Annotated in this window: 20 protein-coding genes and 3 pseudogenes; 20 read left to right on the top strand and 3 right to left on the bottom strand. The window is 32.2% G+C overall.

The genetic code is table 11. The annotated features are described in order from the left end of the window. Positions 1–690 precede the first annotated feature (690 nt). On the bottom strand, positions 691–1734 hold the full coding sequence (locus tag G9F74_RS13185; RefSeq protein ID WP_001204202.1) for a Fic family protein: 1044 nt from the start codon (positions 1732–1734) through the stop codon (positions 691–693). Positions 1735–3030: 1296 nt separating this feature from the next. Between G9F74_RS13185 and G9F74_RS13180 the strand changes: the two genes are divergently transcribed. Continuing rightward, the gene (locus G9F74_RS13180; RefSeq protein ID WP_001049730.1) at positions 3031–4407 is read left to right on the top strand and encodes a lytic polysaccharide monooxygenase; all 1377 of its coding nucleotides are present in this window, start codon (positions 3031–3033) and stop codon (positions 4405–4407) included. Between the two features lie 189 nt (positions 4408–4596). Here the strand turns inward: G9F74_RS13180 and G9F74_RS13175 are convergent, their stop codons facing one another. Then, on the bottom strand, positions 4597–6012 hold the full coding sequence (locus G9F74_RS13175) for a phosphatidylinositol-specific phospholipase C (RefSeq protein WP_016108441.1): 1416 nt from the start codon (positions 6010–6012) through the stop codon (positions 4597–4599). A gap of 412 nt (positions 6013–6424) precedes the next feature. Then, positions 6425–6994, bottom strand: a complete 570-nt coding sequence (locus G9F74_RS13170; protein ID WP_016108442.1) for a hypothetical protein — start codon at positions 6992–6994, stop codon at positions 6425–6427. A gap of 531 nt (positions 6995–7525) precedes the next feature. On the opposite strand from G9F74_RS13170, the pseudogene G9F74_RS13165 reads away from it, so the two are divergent. The 19 genes and pseudogenes from G9F74_RS13165 to G9F74_RS13075 form a co-directional block, all read left to right on the top strand. Beyond that, a pseudogene (locus G9F74_RS13165) lies at positions 7526–7751 on the top strand (radical SAM/SPASM domain-containing protein); the annotation flags it as partial. Between the two features lie 448 nt (positions 7752–8199). Next, positions 8200–8925, top strand: a complete 726-nt coding sequence (locus tag G9F74_RS13160; RefSeq protein ID WP_016108443.1) for a YwiC-like family protein — start codon at positions 8200–8202, stop codon at positions 8923–8925. A gap of 129 nt (positions 8926–9054) precedes the next feature. Further along, on the top strand, positions 9055–9762 hold the full coding sequence (locus tag G9F74_RS13155) for a class I SAM-dependent methyltransferase (protein ID WP_016108444.1): 708 nt from the start codon (positions 9055–9057) through the stop codon (positions 9760–9762). A 147-nt stretch (positions 9763–9909) separates the two neighbouring features. Beyond that, positions 9910–11145 (top strand): FprA family A-type flavoprotein, encoded by a 1236-nt coding sequence (locus G9F74_RS13150; protein WP_016108445.1) that lies wholly within the window; start codon positions 9910–9912, stop codon positions 11143–11145. A 21-nt stretch (positions 11146–11166) separates the two neighbouring features. Continuing rightward, on the top strand, positions 11167–12387 hold the full coding sequence (locus G9F74_RS13145) for an NAD(P)/FAD-dependent oxidoreductase (RefSeq protein ID WP_000739216.1): 1221 nt from the start codon (positions 11167–11169) through the stop codon (positions 12385–12387). Positions 12388–12413: 26 nt separating this feature from the next. Then, the gene (gene rd, locus G9F74_RS13140; RefSeq protein WP_000759863.1) at positions 12414–12578 is read left to right on the top strand and encodes a rubredoxin; all 165 of its coding nucleotides are present in this window, start codon (positions 12414–12416) and stop codon (positions 12576–12578) included. Positions 12579–12742: 164 nt separating this feature from the next. Continuing rightward, positions 12743–13453 (top strand): Crp/Fnr family transcriptional regulator, encoded by a 711-nt coding sequence (locus tag G9F74_RS13135; RefSeq protein WP_016108446.1) that lies wholly within the window; start codon positions 12743–12745, stop codon positions 13451–13453. Between the two features lie 242 nt (positions 13454–13695). After that, a pseudogene (locus G9F74_RS13130) lies at positions 13696–13866 on the top strand (rhodanese-like domain-containing protein); the annotation flags it as partial. Between the two features lie 99 nt (positions 13867–13965). Then, a pseudogene (locus G9F74_RS13125) lies at positions 13966–14067 on the top strand (metallophosphoesterase); the annotation flags it as partial. Between the two features lie 214 nt (positions 14068–14281). Continuing rightward, a complete protein-coding gene (locus G9F74_RS13120; RefSeq protein WP_000548627.1) occupies positions 14282–14533 on the top strand; it encodes a hypothetical protein in 252 nt (83 codons plus the stop codon). A 186-nt stretch (positions 14534–14719) separates the two neighbouring features. Beyond that, positions 14720–15445 (top strand): ABC transporter ATP-binding protein, encoded by a 726-nt coding sequence (locus G9F74_RS13115; protein ID WP_016108448.1) that lies wholly within the window; start codon positions 14720–14722, stop codon positions 15443–15445. Beyond that, positions 15442–16461: an ABC transporter permease gene (locus tag G9F74_RS13110; RefSeq protein ID WP_016108449.1), complete on the top strand. Its 1020-nt coding sequence runs from the start codon at positions 15442–15444 to the stop codon at positions 16459–16461. The genes G9F74_RS13115 and G9F74_RS13110 overlap by 4 nt, the downstream gene beginning before the upstream one ends. Before the next feature lie 24 nt (positions 16462–16485). After that, positions 16486–17139, top strand: a complete 654-nt coding sequence (locus G9F74_RS13105) for a TetR/AcrR family transcriptional regulator (protein ID WP_016108450.1) — start codon at positions 16486–16488, stop codon at positions 17137–17139. A 4-nt stretch (positions 17140–17143) separates the two neighbouring features. Beyond that, positions 17144–18112, top strand: coding sequence for a YbgA family protein (locus G9F74_RS13100; protein ID WP_016108451.1), 969 nt, complete (start codon positions 17144–17146; stop codon positions 18110–18112). Positions 18113–18328: 216 nt separating this feature from the next. Then, complete coding sequence (locus G9F74_RS13095) at positions 18329–19474, top strand: acyl-CoA dehydrogenase (RefSeq protein ID WP_000397277.1); 1146 nt, start codon at positions 18329–18331, stop codon at positions 19472–19474. Between the two features lie 15 nt (positions 19475–19489). Then, positions 19490–20827: an acetyl-CoA carboxylase biotin carboxylase subunit gene (locus G9F74_RS13090; RefSeq protein WP_000486760.1), complete on the top strand. Its 1338-nt coding sequence runs from the start codon at positions 19490–19492 to the stop codon at positions 20825–20827. A gap of 25 nt (positions 20828–20852) precedes the next feature. Next, entirely contained in the window at positions 20853–21068 is a 216-nt protein-coding gene (locus G9F74_RS13085) for an acetyl-CoA carboxylase biotin carboxyl carrier protein subunit (protein WP_001987345.1), read from the top strand. A gap of 21 nt (positions 21069–21089) precedes the next feature. Continuing rightward, positions 21090–22001: a hydroxymethylglutaryl-CoA lyase gene (mvaB, locus tag G9F74_RS13080; RefSeq protein ID WP_000775420.1), complete on the top strand. Its 912-nt coding sequence runs from the start codon at positions 21090–21092 to the stop codon at positions 21999–22001. A 4-nt stretch (positions 22002–22005) separates the two neighbouring features. Next, the gene (locus tag G9F74_RS13075) at positions 22006–22794 is read left to right on the top strand and encodes an enoyl-CoA hydratase (RefSeq protein WP_016108452.1); all 789 of its coding nucleotides are present in this window, start codon (positions 22006–22008) and stop codon (positions 22792–22794) included. Position 22795 lies beyond the last annotated feature (1 nt).

Here is a 22795-nt window from a genome sequence, read left to right as displayed (position 1 = left end):
TCTGTGTGGAAATCTAAGTATCAAGATAGAATTGAAATTTGAATCATTATAATAAAAAAGAACCTTCGATAGGTTCTTTTTTATAGTTGGTAAATATATTGTCAACAATAGATGGCGTTAAAGGAAGTAATTTAGATGCTTTTATGCTACTCAGCTGAATTTTGTAGGAAGAATTCTTTTTTCATACCTCAATGCTCAATAAAAAAGGACATTTCATTTATTTGGGTGTTCTAGTGTATTTGAATTTTGCGTGCTAATAAATTTTGTTTAGGGACAAAATGTGTTTTCTTAATTATCAGAAAAATTAGCGCAACAAAATTCTTATTGGTTATTTTGGTAAGTATCAAATATTTCTTTGGCCTTATTTTCTTGAAAGTACCGTACGTTTATATGTTTCTAAGGGAAAGAAATACTATCATTTTTATTACCATCTATTGTTTGATTAAGATGTTAACATGAAATTGAAACGTTTACAACCAGAAAATAAAGAAAAAATAGTAAAATACGACTTTTTTCGACAATTATTCTTTACTTATATAATATTTTTATAGGAAAAGGCATAGGGAAACGTACCTTTTCCTATAAAATGTATTGTTAGAATTAGAAATAACTAAAGTAGTAATAATAGCCTAAAATTAAAATGAAATTCTGTGATAAAGTTATAATTTTTATTTTTGGACCCCAAGTGTTTTAAACTTTAATCCATTTTGCGTTTCTCCCTTTTGTAACCAGCTTAATATGGCCAAATAATTGCAATGAATTTAAAGCTTTACTGATTGTACTCTCTGCAATGTCTGGATATGTGTTACGAATACTCTCCTTAGTAAAGGGTTGTTTTTGTTTAAGTATATAACCCTGAATTCTCTCAACTTTAGTATGTTTACATATAGAATCTAGAACTGTGTTATGAAGATCTTTGTAAGCCTCTAAAATAATAGTTAAAAACGTTTTTAACCAAAAGCTACTATTATGTTCCTCGCAATACCAATTCACAGAAGATTTATAAATCGAATTGTAATATTCAGATTCGTTTTTCTTAATATATTTATCCAAACATACATATTTTACAAATGTATGTCCACTCTTAATTAACAGCAATTGCATTAACATAAATGCCAGCCTACCATTACCTTGATTGAAAGGGACTATGCAATAAAAATTTAATATAAAACGAGCTATCAATAAAAGCGAATGGAGCCCCTTACTAGTATTTAATGAGTTGTATTGATCACATAATTGCTCCATAAACTGTGGAATAAGTTCATGCGGAAGAATGCGGTAACTATTCAAGTGCATTCCATGTTCTGGAATTCCTGGAATAATAAAAGGTTTTTCACGCCATTTGGCACTGTCCGAGGTAATGTAATGTATAAGTTGAAAATGCAATTCCTGTATAGTTGCTGGATTGATTAATAAAGTACAGGAATTTTTATGTACAAAAGAAAGTGTTTGATAATAACAAAAAATAGCATCTTCCGAAATATTTTGAGGTACTATATCATCTAAAATAAGTTCTTTTAATCTTTTATTAGGAACTTTTATATCCTCATAAATAGTAGTGAAATTTTTTATGTAATGTAGTGGTATAGTTTTTTCTAAACTATTAAATATGTCAGGGTTTTGTTCCTGATAAGCAGCTAATTTTCCTTTCAATTCGCTAATTTCACTTATTAAATGTATTAACCTCCTTTTTAATTCAATATTCTTATACTTATCATCAAAAAAGTCTCTCATTTTTGTTCCCCCTGTAACCCCTTAACACGTTGTTGCATACATCTGTCCATTCTAAAGGTATTTCACGACATTATTATAAAATAATGACATTTCCGTTCTGATTTTGAATATATTTCAGAATCTATAATTTTATTTAACAATTAAAATATGGAAATTATAAAGAAGAATCATTAGGATTCAATTTTAATAGGCATAATCCTAACATCAAATGTACAAATGTACAATAAAAAAATAAAAAATATAAAACTATCGACTCTTTTGAAAGATTATTTAAAAGAGTTTTAAGTAATTGTTGGTTTAGATGCACTTTAGTTTAGGAGTAAAGATTGAAGTGGTAATAAAGTTTTTCAAAGGTAATCAATAAGTAGATAAACTATTAATTTGTGACAATTATGTGCCTGATCTATTATTTGCTATTATGAGAATTCTAAAATTAAATCCTAACGAGCTGAATTTTCTATATTTAGCATATGGATTAGGAGAGACGTGTTGATGAAATGTATCATTTTATATAGAAAGATGTAACGTTTAACACTTGTATTGTAAAATATTTTGACATACGTTAATTTAAATATTAGGTACAGGAACATTTAATAAAAACTCAGTACTAAAGTACCCTTTAAACGTTTCACCCTAAAAACGTTTATTTTTTTATATTTCAAGCACACTGAAGTTTACCCTTTGTTTCTGTACCTTATTAGATAAAAATAATATAATAAATTAGTGGTATTTGATAGGAAATGTCTATAAATGTATTACAAGAAATTATGTTAAGATGAATATTTTAAGTTATTTTATGGATAGTTAAGGTTTAGTTTGAATTAGTAGGGGGATATGTCTAAGATTAAACGATCTATGTGCATTAACCATATAAATCAAACCATATTATTTATGGTGTTTTTTAAGGTTCAGCAACTATGTGTCAACTTAACATTGGTAATGTCGTATTTGTATGTTGTATAACAGAAGTGTGAAGTCTGGAAGAAACTGATATAATCGGTGTCTTCCAGACTTTTTTTACTTTTTGGTAACATAAAAAGTTAAATTTTTCCTACATGAGATAATTCTCTAAAATAATATTTGAATTTTTTGTGAAATTAAACGAAGTTTTTATTCTTCTTTTAATACATAATGTTACAAAATAGAGTTATTGTATTTACTTTATTTTTATAAGAGATTAAAAATATTAATAAATGTACCAATTTATGAGAGATATTAATATATTAATTAGCGATTTGTTCGTTTATCCCTATATTGCTATTATATTAGCATAAACAATATATTGGGGGGACAATAATGAATTTGAAATTAATATCTAAATTAGAAAGATTAAGAAAAAGTAAAAAAGGAATTGGTGCTTTTGTTCTGGCTGCAGGGGTGACGGCAATTACAATGGTTCCTCAAAGTGCGTATGCACATGGGTTTGTTGAAAAGCCAAGTAGTCGTGCTGCTTTATGTAGTCAGAATTATGGGGCATTAAACTTAAATTGTGGAAATGTAATGTACGAACCTCAAAGTCTAGAAGCACCTAAAGGATTCCCAGATGGTGGACCGATTGATGGAAAAATTGCTTCGGCAGGAGGATTGTTTGGAGGAACTCTTGACCAACAAACATCAAGTCGCTGGTTCAAAAACACAATTAAGGGTGGAGCAAATACATTTACATGGAAATATACAGCGGCACATTCTACAAGCAAATGGCATTATTACATTACAAAAAAGGGATGGGATCCTAATAAACCATTAACACGTGCTGAATTAGAACCAATTGGAACTGTGAAACATGACGGCTCGGCCGCATCAAATAATTTAACACATACAATTAATGTACCAACTGATCGTAATGGTTATCATGTTATTTTAGCTGTATGGGATGTAGCAGATACGTCAAATGCGTTTTATAATGTAATTGATGTAAATTTAGTAAATAATGAAACTCCTGATACAGTAGCTCCAAGTCAACCAACTGGATTAAATGCGTCTAAAGTTGCTGCCAATAGTGTTGAAATAACATGGAAGGCCTCTACTGATAATATAGGTGTAAAAGAATATCAAGTGTTACGCAATGGAGAAGTAATTGATACGGTACCAGGTACAACTTTTATTGATAAAAAACTAAAAGCAGATACGGAATATACCTATACAATAAAGGCATTAGACACTGCTGGAAACATATCAAAAGAAAGTGAAAAACTAAAAGTTAAGACAACAAATGAAACTCCAGATATAGAGGCTCCGACTCAACCGAAAGGATTACATAGTATGGGTACAACAGCGACAACTGTTGATTTGATGTGGAGTCCATCTGAAGATAATGTAGGTGTTGACCATTATATTGTATATAGAGAAAGCGCTGGGGTTATGAATAAAATTGGGACAGCGGATAATACATCCTTTATGGATAAAAATTTGAAGGCTAATACATCGTACAAATATGTAGTGACGGCGGTTGATTTAGCTGGAAATGAATCTAGTAGAAGTGATGTTTTGAATGTAACTACAAAGTCAGAGGATTCCACATATGAAAAATGGGATGCAAGAAAAGCATATACTAAAGGTGATAGAGTAGTATATGAGGGAAAAGTATATGAAGCGGTTCAAGATCATCAAGGAAATGGCGACTCAAATTGGATTTTTGCCCTATCGCTTTGGAAGCCAGTTATGAATAAATGATAAGCGGGAAAAGGTAGTTAACATTTTTGCACTTCTTTTTGAAAAGTAAGGGTCGTTTTAAGTATGGATTATCTAATGGTTTAAATGATATGTGAATAAATTTAATCACTTAATGTTTACGAAATGAAATCAAAAAAGAATCCCAATGGTATTCCATCAAAAAGGAATTCAGTTGGGATTCTTTATTTTCTAATTTGTAATAGCGTATATTTTCACTGTAAATTTGTTAGTGGCACCAATTGGACTTGCAATATAATATTTAGTATTCGTGTAAGCTTCGGTCCTAGATCCATGTGAAATATTTTTCCAACGAGTAGAATCTGTACCTAGGGAAACATCAATCATTACATTGAAAGAAATAGTAGAAGGATGATCTTTTTCTGAAGGCTCAATAATCCATTTTAATTCCTTAGTACCTACAGGTAAACTATCAATTTTAAAGTTTTGACTGGATCGATTTTGTTGTCCGGATAAAGGACTAGATTCGGATGAAATTTGCGAAATTAATAGTTCTTTTTCATTTGAATGTGTACCATTTAATTTAATGATACTATCAATTAAACCTGGTCCAGGAAAATCAGCTGCGATAATACCAGCATGTTTTATTTCACCTTGATGCAAGAGTTCGGTCCCAAGTGTATTCATCCCACCATAATATACTTGCCCATTTCTATCGCGAGGGAAATCACTCCACTCATTAGTGAAATTCGTTTGAATCAACTTAGGACTACTATCAGTATTTCTATTCTCTTTTCCGCTTGCAACAAACCAAGGATATACATTATTTAAAAATGCTGCTGCACCACCTGTACCACTAAAATGGTTGAGATATATTTTTCCGTTATTAAAGTTAGTATTTGCATTTTGTAGATGGCTTTTTACCGCATTCCATTTTCCATATATTTCGTCTGGACCACTTCCAATTTCAAATTTATCTTGTATATTCAAACTTTCGTAATCAATACCGTACAATTGAGAGGATGTAAAGTTTTGTAAGATTACAATTTTACCCCGGATATCTCCTAAAGTAGGGTTGTTTCTATCAGAAGTTTGTACGGAATTAGGATCCCAAAAATATGAAGCATTAACGTTTTTATATTTTAAAAATATCTCCTCAAATGATAGTGATCCACTTTCAGGAGTAGTTTCTTCTTTTAAGCGCATTAAAATTGTTTCTGTCGGATAATCTTTTAAAAATTGAATTGCCTCTTTTAATACATCTTCAAACATTGCTTTTTGATTTACAATCCCATGGTACATTGCAAAAGAATCTTTTACACGTTTAACACGCATATCTACATATCGAATTCCAGAATTTAATTGTTGAGGTAGACTCATAGTTTGATTTCTTGTCAAATTTTCATCAAGAAAACTTGCTCCATGTAAAGCCATTGTACCGTGAGTCCCTGGAATAGATATTTTACTTAGTTTTGTTGAATCTTCTACTTTCGACATCCACGATGGATTTTGATATACTATATTGGATTCATAGGAATAACCTGGATGACTATCAGCTAAAATAGGAGATGGTGTACTTAAACTTGCTAGTGTAAAACATGTGAGGATGCTAATTTTAAAGAAATTTATTATTTTTATTTTGTTCATTTTATCTCTCCTGACCTTTAAACAATAGATTAAGATGATTTTGTACTATATTTATTGTTTTCATTTTGAAGTAATGAAATTTTGTGTTTGAAAATAATTAAAAATAGGGGGAGTAACTTATTTGAGACTTTAATAATTTGTTGTTATGAATTGTACTTAATAACCAAACGGATTCTTAAAGAATCGAAGTATAGACTCGAAAAAACAACCTTTTATCGTATTGTATACAAACAAAACAGAAGCCTTAAAAAAGACTTCTATTCTGTGACATATAATGAATGATAAGGTGGTTAACAAATCAAGATAATGTGACTGAGTGGTAAAAATCTATTTATAGCTGTTTCAGAATCTCTTATAACAAGGTTACCTACGAAAAATGGGCTTCTGCAAGGCTAATAAAAATTAAAAAGTTCTACTCATTAAAACTTAAACTAACTACAGTTGCGATAGATTGGGCTGCATGTTCCCAGCTTCCATCTATAACTTTTCCAAGCTGCTGACCAAGTGCATTTAAATCATTTGGGTTAACTGGAATCCCATTATAGGCAGCAAGAATTGATAAAAGTGGAGCAGCAAATGGTGTCCAACCACCTCTATCAATATTAAATACAGGCTTATCTATTACCTTTCCATCTTGCACTGTAAACTCATAATAAAATTGATCATCTGGACGAAAACTTAAATGATGAGAAATTTGCCCTTTAACATATTTTTTTCCAGCACCTAGATTTACTACTTCTATTTCTTTTACGTTAAATTCATGCTCAAATACTTTTATTTTTTTGACTTCTGGGCCATTTAAGGCAGCATTAACGGCTGTTTCCAAATTATTTTGTGCAAATGGTTGAATACTCACTTGTGCCTCTTTTTGTTGGATAGGAGCCTCTTTTTCAGCAGCAAACACCGATGTAGTCGGTAGTGCACCTGTAGCTAATGTAGCTGTAAGTGCTGTTGTCATCATGATTTTTCTTTTCATTTTCATAGTTTTCCTTCCTCTCTTAAAGTTATGATATATAATCTTTTAAAGACTGACATGGTGCAATATATTATTTCATAATGCACGCAAAAAATAGTTTAAGAATTATGTGAAACTATGTCAGGAAATTAAAGTTAATTATATATTCATTTACAATGATATCTATCTACACATTTTTTTCAATTTTCCGATAAATCAAACGTTAATTACTTCTTAAGAGTCAATTTAGCACTGTGTTTATCGATACAAATCCTATAAACACATTAAATTCATAGTGAAAATAATATATTTGATATTAAATGTCTTACATAATGCGATAAAATTTCACAATTTTTTATCATTATATACAGAAAAAGGTAACGGGAAATAAGCGATATGTAATACTTATCATAGGTGTGAATTATGTGAATCTACCCATTGTAACAGCTAAGATGTTAGATCTTGTCTTTCTTAAAAATATTACTTATCTGAATTCGTGAAAAGTATTTTTAATGGATTAGTTTTATCTTCATTTTTTCCTTCTACACAGAAGTATTGTTAGTTGAAATTTATCGAAATTCCTCTGTTTTTAAAGATTATCGTAATCGGGAAAAATATAAAAGAAAGTGCGGTGTTTGTGAGTTTCGATATGTTTGCGGGGGATCACGTTCTAGAGCATATGCGCGATAACAGGAGAGTATATGGACAGTGAACCTTTCTGTGTATACATTCCAAAATCCTTGCGAAAACAGAAAAAGAGTGTATAAAAACGGGACATGAGTAAGAGTTTACTCATGTCCCGTTTTTTTGGTTTTATAATTTGATGTAATGACATATATTATTGTTTATTTCATTATTATTTCTTTTTATATAGGTTTATCCCACTATTTTGGACAGTAACCCTCTTACCTTAGAGTTAAAAAAAGGAGAAAGAGTTGCGATTAAAAACTAACTGACCAAAGTCACAACTTATAACAAAAAGGTTAAAAAATAGAATGCAGTGATTTCACTCACAGCTTTTGTTTTCAACACAGTTTATCTTTAAAGGAAAGAGTGGTTTGAAAAATATTTCATTCCACTTTTCGAGAGTGGTAATTTCATGATTGGTGGGGAGAGGAATTATCACTGGAGGAGCTATCCCGTTGATAAAAGTTTTACATTATAGATTTAATGTTATGTATCCTTTTTATTAACGTTGTTAATAAAAAAATCAAGTGTGAGGTGTTGGTAAAATGAAGTTGATTATTCCAAAACAGCATGGAGCTTGGGGCATGCTGTTAATTCCGTTTGTTTTGGGTATTTTAATGGGCAAATGGACATGGTATCATATACCTCTTTTTTTAGCATGGTTATTTGTATATTTGGCTACATATCCTTTGTTAATGTATGTAAAACAGCCAAGAAAGAAAGGCTACTTACAATGCTTCTTTACGTATTTGAGTGTGACTTGTGTATGTGCAATCATTGCTCTTTTCTATGAGTGGCGTATAGTGTTTTTTTCTATTATTATGATTCCATTTTTTTTCATCAATATTTACTTTTCTAGCCAGAAAAAAGAAAGAGCTTTACTAAATGATATATGTGCTATTCTTCTATTTTGTATAGGAGGGATCATTAGTTATTATTTCACAATGAAAACAGTTGATAAAAACATATTTATGATAGTAACTATATCTTTTTTATATTTTATAGGAAGTACATTCTATGTGAAAACGATGATTCGAGAAAAAAAGAATCTAACGTATCGCTTTGTTTCATGGGGGTATCATACTATCCTTGTGATCGCTAGTTTAATTGCATCACCGTGGGTTAGCATTATATTTATACCAAGTTTGATACGTTCTATAGTTCTTTATGGTAGAAATATCTCTATTTTAAAAGTGGGCATTTTAGAGACTATAAATTCTATTTACTTTTTCATTACAACAATATTAATTTTTAAATACTTTATTTTATAAAGGTTAATAGTTTCTTGCAGTTATTATATTAAAGAAGCAATTTAGAGTGTCTGGAATTAAATCAAGGTTGCATCCAATTTTCTTCCTTAAAATAACTTTTATTCAGATACAAAAAGGAGTGTTTAATTAATGACATTTTATCAAGTATTATCACCTTATTATAATGAAATTTTTCCAGCAAATGAAAAACAAATAAATTTTATTACCTCTTATTTAGAAAAGGGACACTCTGTGCTTGATGTTGGGGCAGGAACAGGGAATGTAGCCGAAGCGTTGGTCAAAAGAGGTATGACCGTGACTGCGATGGAACCCGAGAAGAAGATGGCAGCTAAAATTTGTGAGAAAGCTAAAATCCACGAAAGGAAATTCTATGTAAATACATTTGGAATGCAACAAATAGACAATGTATCTGGGTTATTTGAGGGTATTTATTGTATTGGGAATACTCTTGTTCATTTAGATAATATTGAAGAAATTAAAGATTTTATTCGAAAATCTTTAGAAAAACTAAAAACAGGTGGGAAGTTTATTATTCAAATTGTAAATTATGAAAGAATATTGATTCAAAAACAGTTCATATTTCCTGAAATTCAGAAGGAGCAGTTCTTGTTTAAACGAGATTATAAAATTGAGGGAGAAAAAGTAATATTTACTGCAACATTGAATGTAGATGGTAAAGAATTTTCAAATAGTATTTCGCTGTATCCAATTACAAAGAATCAATTACTACCTATAATAAAAGAGTGCGGTTTTCAGTCAGTAGAGATTTACGCTAATTTTGAAAAACAAATGTATTCAGCTGATGGTCCCGCTCTAGTAATTGTGGCTATAAAATAAATATTTATGGAGGAATACCTTAGTCTTATTTTTGCTAAGGTATTTTTTATTGATTTTAAAAAATGTGATTCTAGTCCTCTTTTTATTGTAGCAAGATTTATATAATCTAACTGTACATCAAATATATTTGAGGAGGAATAAAATTATATGAACAAAGAAATTAAGCTAACCGAGGATATATATTGGGTAGGGAAAGTTGATAATAGAGAGGTTCCGTTTCATCGCTTAATCTTAGCGAAAGGAACGACTTATAATGCATATCTTCTAAAAACTGAAAAGCCAACAGTGATTGATACAGTTGATTTAGAATTTGGAAGGGAATTTGTAGAATCTTTAAGTAAATTAATTGATCCAGAAGAAATTCAGTATATTGTAGTGAATCATACTGAACCCGATCATTCAGGAGGTTTGGCAGCATTAGCATCAAGAGCTATAAATGCTACAATCGTATGCACGGAAATTGCAGTACCGGAAATACAAGAAATGTATAAGCTGCATCATCGGAAGTTTTTAATTGTAAAAGATGGTGATACGTTAGATATTGGTGGAAAGACATTAAAATTTAAAGAAACTCCATATCTTCATACAGAAGAGACGATGATTACCTACTGCGTGGAGGATAAGATTTTATTCCCGTGCGATATTTTTAGTACGCATGTAGCAAATGACGAGATTTTCAGTGATGAAGTGAATGTAAATATTACAGAAGACTTCATTGGCTATTATAATGCTATTATTCATCCGCATAGAAGATATGTAAGGACATTAATAAAAGCCTTAAAAGATTTAGACGTACAAATGATTGCACCGTCTCATGGATACATTATTCGTCAGGATATTCAAAAATATATTGATTTATATGCGAAAATGAGTAGCGATACAACAAAGGATAAGAAAGTAACAATTGTTTATACAACAATTAAAAACAATACAAAAAAAATAGCAAATATAATTAAAGAAACTTTCGAAACTGATAACATTCAAGTAACAGTATTTAATGCAGATAAAGCAGAAAGAAATGAAATTATGAGAAGTATTCAAGAAGCAGATGCAGTCTTCATTGGATCTTCAACTAAATATGCAGATATGATTGGGAACTTAGAAGAAGTTTTAAAAGAAATGACAGAAATGAATTTAGAAGGGAAGATTGCAGCTTCATTTGGTTCTTATGGCTGGAGTGGAGAAGCAATCGAGGTAGTACAAGATTATCTAAATGAAACAAATATGAATGTACAAAGTACTTCAAAGGTTATTAAATCTACAGGTATGACTCATGTTGAATTTCCTATTCGTATCAGATTCTCTCCAAAAGATGAGGAGAAAGTAAATAAAATCAAACATGCTACAACATTTGTCACAGATTTATTATTGAGTTCTATTTAATAGAAAAATGGATGTGAAAACATGAAAAAGAATTTTATTATTATAGGAAGCGGAGTAGCTGCTGTGAATGCTGCTAAAACTATTAGAGAAAACGATAAGGATTCAAATGTATTTATTTTTGGTGAAGAACCTTCATTACCTTACAAAAGAATTAAGTTGTCCAAAGACTTATATTCAGATTTACACAGTGAAAAAGTGTTGATTAAAAAGAAAAAATGGTATCAAGCTAATAATATATTAGTTCTCACGAATACAAAGATATTGAAAATTGATACAGACCAGAAAACCATTGTAACATCAAATAATGAAGAATTTTCTTATCATAAACTATTAATTTGTACGGGAGCAAATAATAGAAAATTAGAGGTAGATGGAATTGAAAAACAAAATATTTTTTCTATTAGGGATATAGAAGAAGCAGACGAGTTAAAAAAATGCCTAGAAGATAAAGAGAATGTGGTCAACATTGGTGGAGGTGTACAAGGACTAGAAACTGCTTGGTCCATTCTAAAAGCTGGTAAAAGGGTTTCCATTGTAGAGGTGGCGTCTACATTAATGGGAAAACAATTAGATGAAAAATCTTCTCTAATCTTAAGACAAAAAATTGAAAGTGCTGGAGTTAAAGTATACTTAAATACTACAATAGATTCTATTCTAGGAAAGGAATCAGTAACCGGGATAAAGCTAAATGGTAATCATCAAATCGATTGTGATAGTATTGTGTATTCAATTGGTGTCACGCCTAACACCTTACTTGTGAATAATACTCCTATTCAATTAAATAAAGGTATTCTTGTTAATGAGAAGATGGCAACGAATATAGATGCTGTTTTTGCTGCGGGAGATGTGGCAGAGGTAAATGGTGAGATTGAAGGACTATGGGGAACGGCAATGGAACAAGGGAGAATAGCAGGAAGTAATATGGTATCAAATCCTGCCATTTACAAAAAAGAAATTGCAATGACTATTTTTAATGCATTCGATGTATCTTTATTTTCAATTGGATGCGTGAATGAAAACCAATGTGATACAACAATTGTTGAAAAAGATGATAAGGAGAAGTATACAAGGTTATTTATTAAAGATAATAAAATAGTGGGTGTTATTTCATTGGAAGGAGTTACTGCATCGATGCCTTACAAATTTGCGATTGAAAAACAAGTATCATTACAAAAAATTGATCTACAAAATACAACTATAAGTGAAATAATGAACAAAGTAAATATGGAAATAAAATCTTAATATAATAATAGAAAGAAGGCTTTATCATGAAAAAATATATCTGTTTACCATGTGGTTATATCTATGATCCAAAAATCGGAGATCCAGATGAAGACATCAAACCGGGAACGAGTTTTGATGATTTACCAGAAGACTGGGTGTGTCCTGTATGTGGAGAAGATACTGAAAAATTTGCACCAATAGAAGAATAGAACGAAAAGTAACGGGAAAGAAATTAGATTTCTCGTTACTTTTCTATATTTAGAAAAGTGTACGACGTGATTTCAATCACTAATTTATTGTTTAGGAAACGGTATACTATATTTAATAATTTTATTCAATATGTTGTGAGAGAAGAAAGAGGAAATGAGGAAATATGCCAAAAAATTGCTATGAAAAAAATATAGTATTACCTTGTCCTAGAAAAGTACTAATTTTTAATTCCTTATCTGATGAGGAAATTTTAAAAATAGGCTCAATGTCAAAACATAAAAAATTTAAAAAAGGTCAATTGTTAATTCAAGAAGGAGAGAGATCTGACACTTTATTTATTATTAATCAGGGACGAGTAAAGTTATCTAAATTAACTTTACAAGGAAAAGAGCAAATCTTGCATATATTAATGAGTGGTGAATGTTTCTGTGAATTAAACATATTTAATCATGAGGAAAAGAGCAATTTTAGTGCATATGCGATGGAAGATACGAAAATTTGCATGTTAACCAAATATGATATGGATAACATTATGGAAAGAAATCCAAGTATTGCATTAAAATTATTAAAGACTGTTACTAAAAGATTAGCGCAAACAGAGAATTTGGCACACAATCTAGCAACAAATGACCCTGAAGTTAGAATAGCCTATATAATTCTAGAATTTTGTGAGAAATATGGAAAGAAAACAGATAAAGGAATACTTATAAATCTACCGTTAACACGAGAAGAAATAGCAAGTTATATAGGAATGACAAGAGAAACAATCAGCCGTAAATTTAGTAAGTTTGAAGAGTTGGGACTCATTACATCAATTGGAAATAAAAAATTGATTGTCAGAAATATAGAAAACTTTAGAAGATATGTAGAATAGAAAAATTATATAACTAGTGAAGCCAATATAAGAGTTTAAAATGCAAGTGAAAACAAAAAAGCATAACTTTGCAGAAAATGCAGGTGTATGCTTTTTTTGTGCCATTCGTTTTTTAATAGTTACAGTATTTCACTATACTATGATTGAGGGACTGAAAAAAACAATAAAGACGTTCTCAAATGCATATATTAACATTTATGACAAAGGTACATAAAAGAGTAGGTAATTGAGCAGCAGGTTTTGTACAGAAATATTTTCCAATAGTTTTACAGTGTCGAACTGGATTACGTTCCGCTATAGCAGTTAGTATTTTACAAAAAGTTGGTATAAAGGAAGTAGTTAATCTAAAGGGAGGATTTCTTGCGTGGAAAAAAGCAGGACTGCCTTATACTACATATAATCTCAGTGTGTAGTAAAATGTTTTTTATTGGATTATCTCATAAGTAGGAATAATGTTATTGTTTGTGTTATTGCAAGACAATAAGGATCATGGTTTATATGGAAGTATATAAAAACAAAATACATCGATGGTGGTTAGTAGAGGATTAGGAAATAGTATCATTCCGCAAAGGATTTTTAATAGGCCAGAAATTGTAGTCGCCCAGTTAAATTAAATTGGGCGACTTTTGGTGTACAGAATGAGTAAAGGTGCTTTATTTATTTTGAACAAGTTTACATTACAATTTTGTTAAAAATTCTCTACGTTACATAAAGTAACAAAATTTGACCTGAAGAGTTTGTTATAGTGTAAATAATCAAAAAACTTAAAAATTGTCGAGTGAAAAGTGTGATAAGGAATTTATGTAAAAAACTTAAAGGGGTGTACACATGCATAAAGAATATGAAATTGAAGAGTATACGGCGATTGAGGAACAAATACATTATTATTGTCAATGTTTATTAGTGAGCCATCCTGAGCAAATTATAAAATACTTAGAAAAAAGATTAGAAAAATATGCAGAAACATTGCAATATGCACATTTATATCCCGATACAGTTATTTTACCGTTACAGCAATTAGTTATCGAATATTCTTTAGACCTTGCTAGAATTAGGAAGTATATGAATTTAGAAACATAAAGTGAAATGCATAGTTTAAATGAAACAGAGTCGACTTTAAGAAATTATATTCTAATGTCGACTCTGTTTCATTGTTTAATATTGTTGATTGAAAATAAATACTAATCAATGAAGATTGACATATAATGACGCAAGAGTAAAATAAAAGTGAGTACTCACTCATTTTATAGAAAAGAGGGATAATACGTGCAAAAACCTTCAATTGTTTTACAGAATGTATCGAAAAGTTTTGGGAAAAAAGAAGTTTTACACGATCTTTCATTACAAATTGAAAAAGCAGAGATATTTGGTTTAGTTGGGCCTTCAGGATCAGGGAAAACGACGCTTATTAAATTGATTGCAGGTATTAATCAGGCATCTAAAGGTAATGTATTTGTATACAACATTAACATGCCAAATTTAAATGAGATGAAAAGAATTGGCTATATGGCTCAAGCTGATGCATTATACGAAGAACTATCAGCATATGAAAATGCAGATTTTATTGCAACGATGTATGGATTAAAGGGAAAGCATAAAAAGGAAAGAATCAAAGAGGTTTTTGACCTTGTACAATTATCACAACATATGAAAAAGCAAGTACAGCATTTTTCAGGTGGGATGAAAAAGCGTCTTTCATTAGCAATAGCACTTCTTCATGAACCTGAAATATTAATTTTAGATGAGCCAACAGTGGGGATAGATCCGCTTCTTAGAAAAACAATCTGGGGAAAATTTTATGAACTTAAAAAGAAAGGCACAACTATTATTGTAACGACGCACGTTATGGATGAAGCAGAGTTTTGTGAGCGTCTAGGGTTGATTAGAGAAGGGAACTTAGTTGCGGTTGGAACGCCAGAGGAATTGAAAAAACGTGTATCATCAGGACGAATTGAAGATGTCTTTTTGTTAGAAGAGGGGGTTGAATCGTGAGAGTTAATGGTGTAATCATTCGTATTATTCGTCAATTTTTTCGAGATAAACGTTCGTTAGCCATGATGTTTGGGGCACCAATGTTATTACTTTGGCTATTGTCTTTAGTATTTACACAAAAAGATTATAAACCACATATTGCTGTAGTTGATGTGCCCGCTTCTATAGTAAAAGTGATGAAAAATCAAGAAGCCTCAATTTATGAATATAGGAAAGAGAAAGCGATTTCTGAGTTGGAAAAACAAAAGATCGATGCAGTAATTCATTTAGAGAATGGAAAAATAAATCTTTTGTTAGAAGGCAGTGATTCGTCGAAAAACCGTGCTGTACTCCAAGTATTGCAAAAGAGCACAGAGAAGAATGATGTATCGATTATGAAACCTGAAGTGAATTATTTACATGGCTCTAAAGACTTTACGATGTTTGATGGGCTCGGTCCCGTGTTAATTGGATTCTTTACATTTTTCTTTGTATTCATTTTGTCAGGAGTTTCTTTCGTAAGAGAACGTTTAAGTGGTACATTAGAGCGATTATTGTCCACACCAGTTAGACGATGGGAAATAGTTGTTGGATATATAATTGGTTTTGGAATTTTTGCATTCATACAATCTGTTATAATTGTAAGTTTTTCAGTCTATGTTTTAGATTTATATGTAGCAGGTTCTATATGGCTAACGCTACTTATTACATGTATGCTCTCTTTAACGGCACTAACATTAGGGACGTTTTTATCAGCATACGCAAATAATGAATTTCAAATGATCCAGTTTATACCGCTAGTTATTGTGCCACAAATCTTCTTTTCTGGCTTGTTTCCAATTGAATCTATGAATAAGTGGCTACAAATGTTAGGGAAATTATTTCCACTCACATACGGCGCTGATGCAATGAGGCAAGTGATGATTCGAAATCAAGGATTTACAGAAATTGCATTGGATCTTACTGTATTACTACTTTTTTCACTATTATTTGCAGTAGGGAATGTATTTGCTTTAAAGAAACATCGCAAAATATAATAATGACAAAAAGGAGCTTTGTACATGAAGAAGGATTGGCTTGAGGAATTGATTGCTGCAACTAATACTGATAATCGAAATGAACGTCAAATGCGTATTTTAGAAGCAGCTGTTGATATGTTTGGAGAAAAAGGATATGCTTCAACTTCAACAAGTGAAATTGCAAAGCGTGCTGGTGTAGCGGAAGGAACGATTTTCCGCTACTATAAGACGAAAAAAGATTTATTGTTAGCGGTCGTAATGCCAACTTTAACAAAGTTTGCTGCACCATTTTTCGTACAAGCTTTTGCGAAAGAGATATTTAAAACTGATTATGAATCGTATGAAGGGCTTTTAAGGGTAGTCATTCATAATCGATTTGAATTTGCCAAAAAGCACTTTCCAATGATTAAAATATTAATTCAAGAAGTGCCGTTTCAGCCAGAGTTAAAAAGTGAAATACAACAATTAGTAGAAACAGAACTGCTTTCACATTTTAAAAAGTTAATTGTAAAGTTTCAAGAAGAAGGGGGAATTATTGAGATGCCACCACCTTCCGTGTTACGGCTTACATTATCAGCTGTTTTAGGATTTCTATTAACTCGGTTTTTATTATTACCTGAAGAGAATTGGGATGATAAATTGGAAATTGAAAATACGATTCAATTTATTTTGTACGGACTAACGCCACGGAGGTAATGAAATGCGACAATTTGCAAAACCTACAATCGTCGTAAGTAAATGTTTAGAATTTGATGCTTGTCGTTATAATGGAGAAATGATTCCGGATGTAACAATACGAAATTTGCAGCCATTTGTTACATTTATACCTGTTTGTCCAGAAGTCGAGATTGGATTGGGAATTCCTCGTGAAACGATACGAATCGTAGAAGAAAATGGTGTGAATAAACTTGTGCAACCGTCGACAAGAGAAGACGTTACTGAAAAAATGGAGCAATTTTCAAATAGATTTTTACAAACGATATCCGATGTGGATGGATTTATTTTAAAGAATCGCTCGCCAAGTTGTGGTACGCGTGATGTGAAAATTTATTCTGGTTTTGAAAAAGCGCCAGCAAAAGGAAAGGGACCAGGCTTATTTGGCGGAGCAGTATTAAAAAAATTTTCGCACCTTCCAATTGAAGAAGAAGGTAGATTGTCGAATTTTATTATTAGAGAACATTTCTTTACAAGGTTATTTACAATCGCATATTACAAAATGATTAAACATAATAAAAATATGAAAGACCTTGTATCGTTTCAGTCGGACAATAAATATTTATTTATGGCATATAATCAGGTAAAACAAAAAGAATTAGGGCGTATTATTGCAAATCAAAAAAATGAAACGATTGAAATTGTATTTGATAATTATGAGAAGACTTTATATGAATTATTTTTGCGCGCGCCCCGCTATACATCGAATGTAAATGTATGTGAACATATTTTCGGATATTTTAAAACGAAATTAAAAAAACAAGAAAAAGATCATTTTTTAGAACTGATACAAAAGTATGCAGAAAAGAAAATACCACTTAGTAGTTTGCTTACAATTTTAAAATCATGGGCCATTCGGTTTGATGAAAAGTATTTATTAAGACAAACATATTTTGAGCCATATCCTGAAGCGTTAGTAGAAATTTCTGATTCGGGAAAAGGTAGAGATTATTAAACAATAAATTACATAATTCGACATGAAACTTCCTATGTTGTTGTAGAACAATGTAGGAATTTTTTTGTGCATTAGTACAGAATCTGTTTTAAAATTAAGTTATGACAGAATTGTAGCAATTGTCTAACTAATATTCTTGTCTTTTAAGAAGTAATGTTTGTAGTAGAAACTCGCACGCTGTCGAAACTCAATATTCGATAAGGGGTGTGTAGCGGAATGGAATTTACTCTAACTCGCGAAAAACAAATGATTAAAGAAATGGTACGTGACTTTGCTGAAAAGGAAATCGCACCGAAAGCTGTGTATTATGACAAAACTGCAGAGTTTCCATATGAAACATTTCAAAAAATGGGCGAACTAGGATTATTAGGCATCCCATTCCCAGAAGAGTATGGAGGTTCAGGTGGCGATACAGTATCGTACGCGCTAGCAGTTGAAGAAATTGGTCGTGCTTGTGGTGGTACAGGCTTAAGCTACGCTGCAACAATTTCATTAGGTGCTTCTCCAATTTATTATTTCGGTACAGAAGAACAAAAACAAAAATATTTAGTTCCAATGGCATCAGGTAAAACGTTAGGCGCTTTCGGATTAACGGAGCCAAACGCTGGATCAGATGCAGGAGGCACACAAACGAAAGCTGTATTAGATGGTGATGAGTATGTAATCAGTGGTGAAAAGTGCTGGATTACAAACGCAGAGTATGCAAATACAATTATTGTAACCGCTATCAACGGTGTTGAAGAGAATGGTAGAAAACGTATTTCTGCATTTATCGTACCGACTACAAGTGAAGGATTAACGATCTCAAGTCCTTACGATAAGATGGGTGTTCGCGCTTCTAATACTTGTGAAATCGTACTTGATGGTGTGCGTGTACCGAAAGAAAATATTCTTGGTGATGTTAATAAAGGATTTAAACAATTCTTATATACACTTGATGGAGGACGTATTTCAATTGCAGCATTAGCAGTAGGTATTGCACAATCTGCATTTGAACGTGCATTGCAATATGCGAAAGAACGTCAACAATTTGGAAAAACAATTTCTAATTTCCAAGCGATTCAATTTAAATTAGCGGATATGGCGACTGAAGTAGAGTTAGCACGTAATTTAGTACATAAAGCAGCTTGGTTAAAAGATAACGATAAACCTTTCGGTAAAGAAGCGGCTATGGCAAAACTATTTGCATCTGAAGCAGCTAGTCGTATTGCGAATCATGCAGTACAAATTCATGGCGGTTATGGCTATATGCGTGAATATGAAGTTGAAAGACATATTCGTGATGCAAAACTGTTAGAAATTGGTGAAGGAACTTCTGAAATTCAACGTCTCGTAATTGCTAGACATTTAGGATGTAGATAAAAAGGAGGAATCACTATGTTTCAAAAAATATTAATTGCCAATCGCGGGGAAATCGCAGTTCGCATTATGAAAACTTGTCAAAAACTTGGAATTCGTACCGTCGCTATTTATTCTGAGGCTGATGAAAATGCCCTTCATGTAAAAATGGCAAATGAAGCTTATCTAGTAGGTGGTCCACGAGTTCAAGAAAGCTATTTAAACCTTGAAAAAATTATTGAAATAGCTAAGAAGACAAATGTTGAAGCAATCCATCCGGGGTACGGATTATTATCAGAGAATCCATCTTTTCCGATTCGCTGTAAAGAAGAAGGAATCGTATTTATTGGTCCTTCAGAAGAAATCATTACGAAGATGGGAAGTAAAATTGAGTCACGTATAGCAATGCAAGCAGCAGATGTACCAGTAGTTCCAGGTATTACTACAAATATTGAAACTGCTGAAGAGGCAATTGAAATTGCAAAACAAATTGGTTATCCATTAATGCTTAAGGCATCCGCGGGCGGCGGAGGCATTGGAATGCAGTTGATGGAAACTGAGCAAACGCTCACCAAAGCATTTGAAAGTAACAAAACAAGGGCACAAAATTTCTTCGGTAATGGAGAAATGTATTTAGAGCGTTATATTGCAGACGCGCATCATATTGAAATTCAGCTTTTAGCAGATACACATGGTAACACAGTGTACTTATGGGAACGTGAATGTTCCGTACAGCGCCGAAATCAAAAAGTAATCGAAGAAGCACCTTCACCTTTTTTAGATGAAGGTACACGAAAAGCAATGGGAGAAGTGGCTGTACAAGCTGCTAAAGCTCTTGGATATACAAATGCAGGTACAGTTGAGTTTCTTGTAGATGATCAGAAAAATTTCTATTTCTTAGAAATGAATACGAGATTACAAGTAGAGCATCCCGTTACAGAAGAAATTACGGGGTTAGATCTTGTAGAACAACAACTTCTTATCGCAAGTGGAGAGAAACTATCATTTACTCAGGATGATGTAAAACGTAGTGGTCATGCCATTGAAGCACGTATATATGCAGAAGATCCGAAAACATTCTTCCCGTCACCTGGGAAAATTACAGATTTAACATTACCATCAAATATACGTATGGATCACTTTTTAGAGAATCATGTAACAATTACACCGTTTTATGATCCAATGATTGCGAAAGTCATTGCTCATGGTGAAACTCGTGAAGAGGCAATTTCAAAATTAGAAAATGCTTTAGAAGAGTTAAAAATTGAAGGTATTAAAACAAATACACCGATGCTACTGCAAGTGCTCGGAGACGATGTGTTCAAAAGTGGTATTTATACAACGGGTTTCGTAACGAAACAGCTTGTTAAAAAATAAGATTTATGAATATTAAGGGGGAAAAATGATGACGAAAGTATATGCATCGATGGCAGGAAATGTTTGGAAGATAGTTGTAGGAGTAGGAGATACAGTAGAGGAAGAGCAGGATGTCGTCATTTTGGAATCTATGAAAATGGAAATTCCAATCATTTCAGAAGAAGCTGGCACAGTTATGAAAATTAATGTGCAAGAAGGCGATTTTGTAAATGAAGGAGATGTATTACTAGAAATTGAATAGGGAGATATAGGGGGAAGCGAATTGAAACTACCTAATTTTGCTGTCATTAAAGAAGTAGGGCCACGTGATGGCTTACAGAATGAAAAAAAGATTGTTGGCACAAAAGATAAAGTAAAATGGATTCAACTACTTACAGAAGCCGGATTGTCGTACGTTGAAGTTTCCTCATTCGTTCACCCAAAATGGGTTCCTGCCTTAGCGGATGCAAATGATGTCTTTTCTGAGCTAAAAAGGGATCCCAATGTTACATATGCTGCGCTTGTTCCAAATCAAAATGGTTTGGAACGAGCTTTTTTGCAAAATGTAGATGAGGTGAATGTTTTTTTATCAGCGAGTGAATCTCATAATAAAAGTAATATTAATAAATCAATTAAAGAAGCATTAACTGTTATTGAAGATATAACAAAACAGGCAATATTCGAAGGGAAAAAGGTTAGAGGTTATGTTTCTACTGTATTTGGATGTCCGTATGAGGGAGATATAAGTGCCACAGCAGTTGATGAAATATGTAATCAACTATTTTCATACGGCATTTATGAAGTTTCTCTCGGTGACACGATTGGTGTAGCGAATCCATTACAAGTAGAACAAGTATTAGAACATCTATTAAAGAAGTATGATGCTTCGCAGTTTGCAATGCATTTTCATAATACGTATGGGATGGCACTTGCAAATGTAGTGAAGTCTTTAGAACACGGTATTACAACGTTTGATAGTTCTTGTGGTGGACTCGGGGGATGTCCATATGCACCGGGAGCATCAGGAAATGTTGCAACTGATGATTTAGTGCATATGCTCCATAAGTTAGGTGTCCAAACAAATATAGACGAAGAAAAGTTATGGAGAGCTAGTCAATTTATTCAAAGTAAGTTAAATATCCAATTACCGAGTCATGTGTATAGAGCGCTTCAACATAAAACGATAAGTAGGTGAGAAGATGCTACAATTACAAAATATTTCAGTTGACTATGTAACACCGCATGTTGTAAAGGTTTCGTTATATCGTGAAAGACAAGCAAATTCTTTATCTTTAGCGTTATTAGAAGAATTGCAAATAATATTAACGGAAATAAGTGAAGAGTCAAATACACGTGTAGTTATTTTAACAGGGGCTGGTGAAAAAGCGTTTTGTGCTGGCGCAGATTTAAAAGAACGAGCTGGTATGAATGAAGAGCAAGTTCGCCATGCGGTTGGTATGATTCGTACTACTATGGAAATGGTGGAACAATTACCACAACCAGTTATTGCAGCTATTAATGGAATTGCTCTTGGTGGTGGTACGGAATTGAGTTTAGCCTGTGACTTTAGAATCGCTTCTGAAAATGCAAGCCTTGGTCTGACTGAAACTACCCTTGCAATTATACCTGGAGCAGGTGGTACGCAGCGTTTACCGAGATTAATTGGTGTTGGGAGAGCGAAAGAATTAATTTATACAGGAAGACGTATATCGGCGCAAGAAGCGAAAGAATATGGTTTTGTAGAATTCGTCGTACCAGCTGATTTACTAGAAGAGAAAGCGATTGAAATTGCAAATCAAATTGCTAGTAATGGTCCTATTGCAGTTCGATTAGCAAAAGAAGCAATTTCTAATGGTGTTCAAGTAGATTTACATACCGGATTACAAATGGAAAAACAGGCGTACGAGGGTGTAATCCATACGGAAGATAGATTAGAAGGATTACAGGCATTTAAGGAAAAACGCAAACCGATGTATAAGGGGGAGTAAA

The organism is Bacillus sp. EKM202B, assembly GCF_011066025.1.
GTDB lineage: Bacteria > Bacillota > Bacilli > Bacillales > Bacillaceae_G > Bacillus_A > Bacillus_A toyonensis.
Note: the sequence above shows the minus strand (reverse complement) of the source record. Positions and strands in the feature narration are given on the sequence as shown.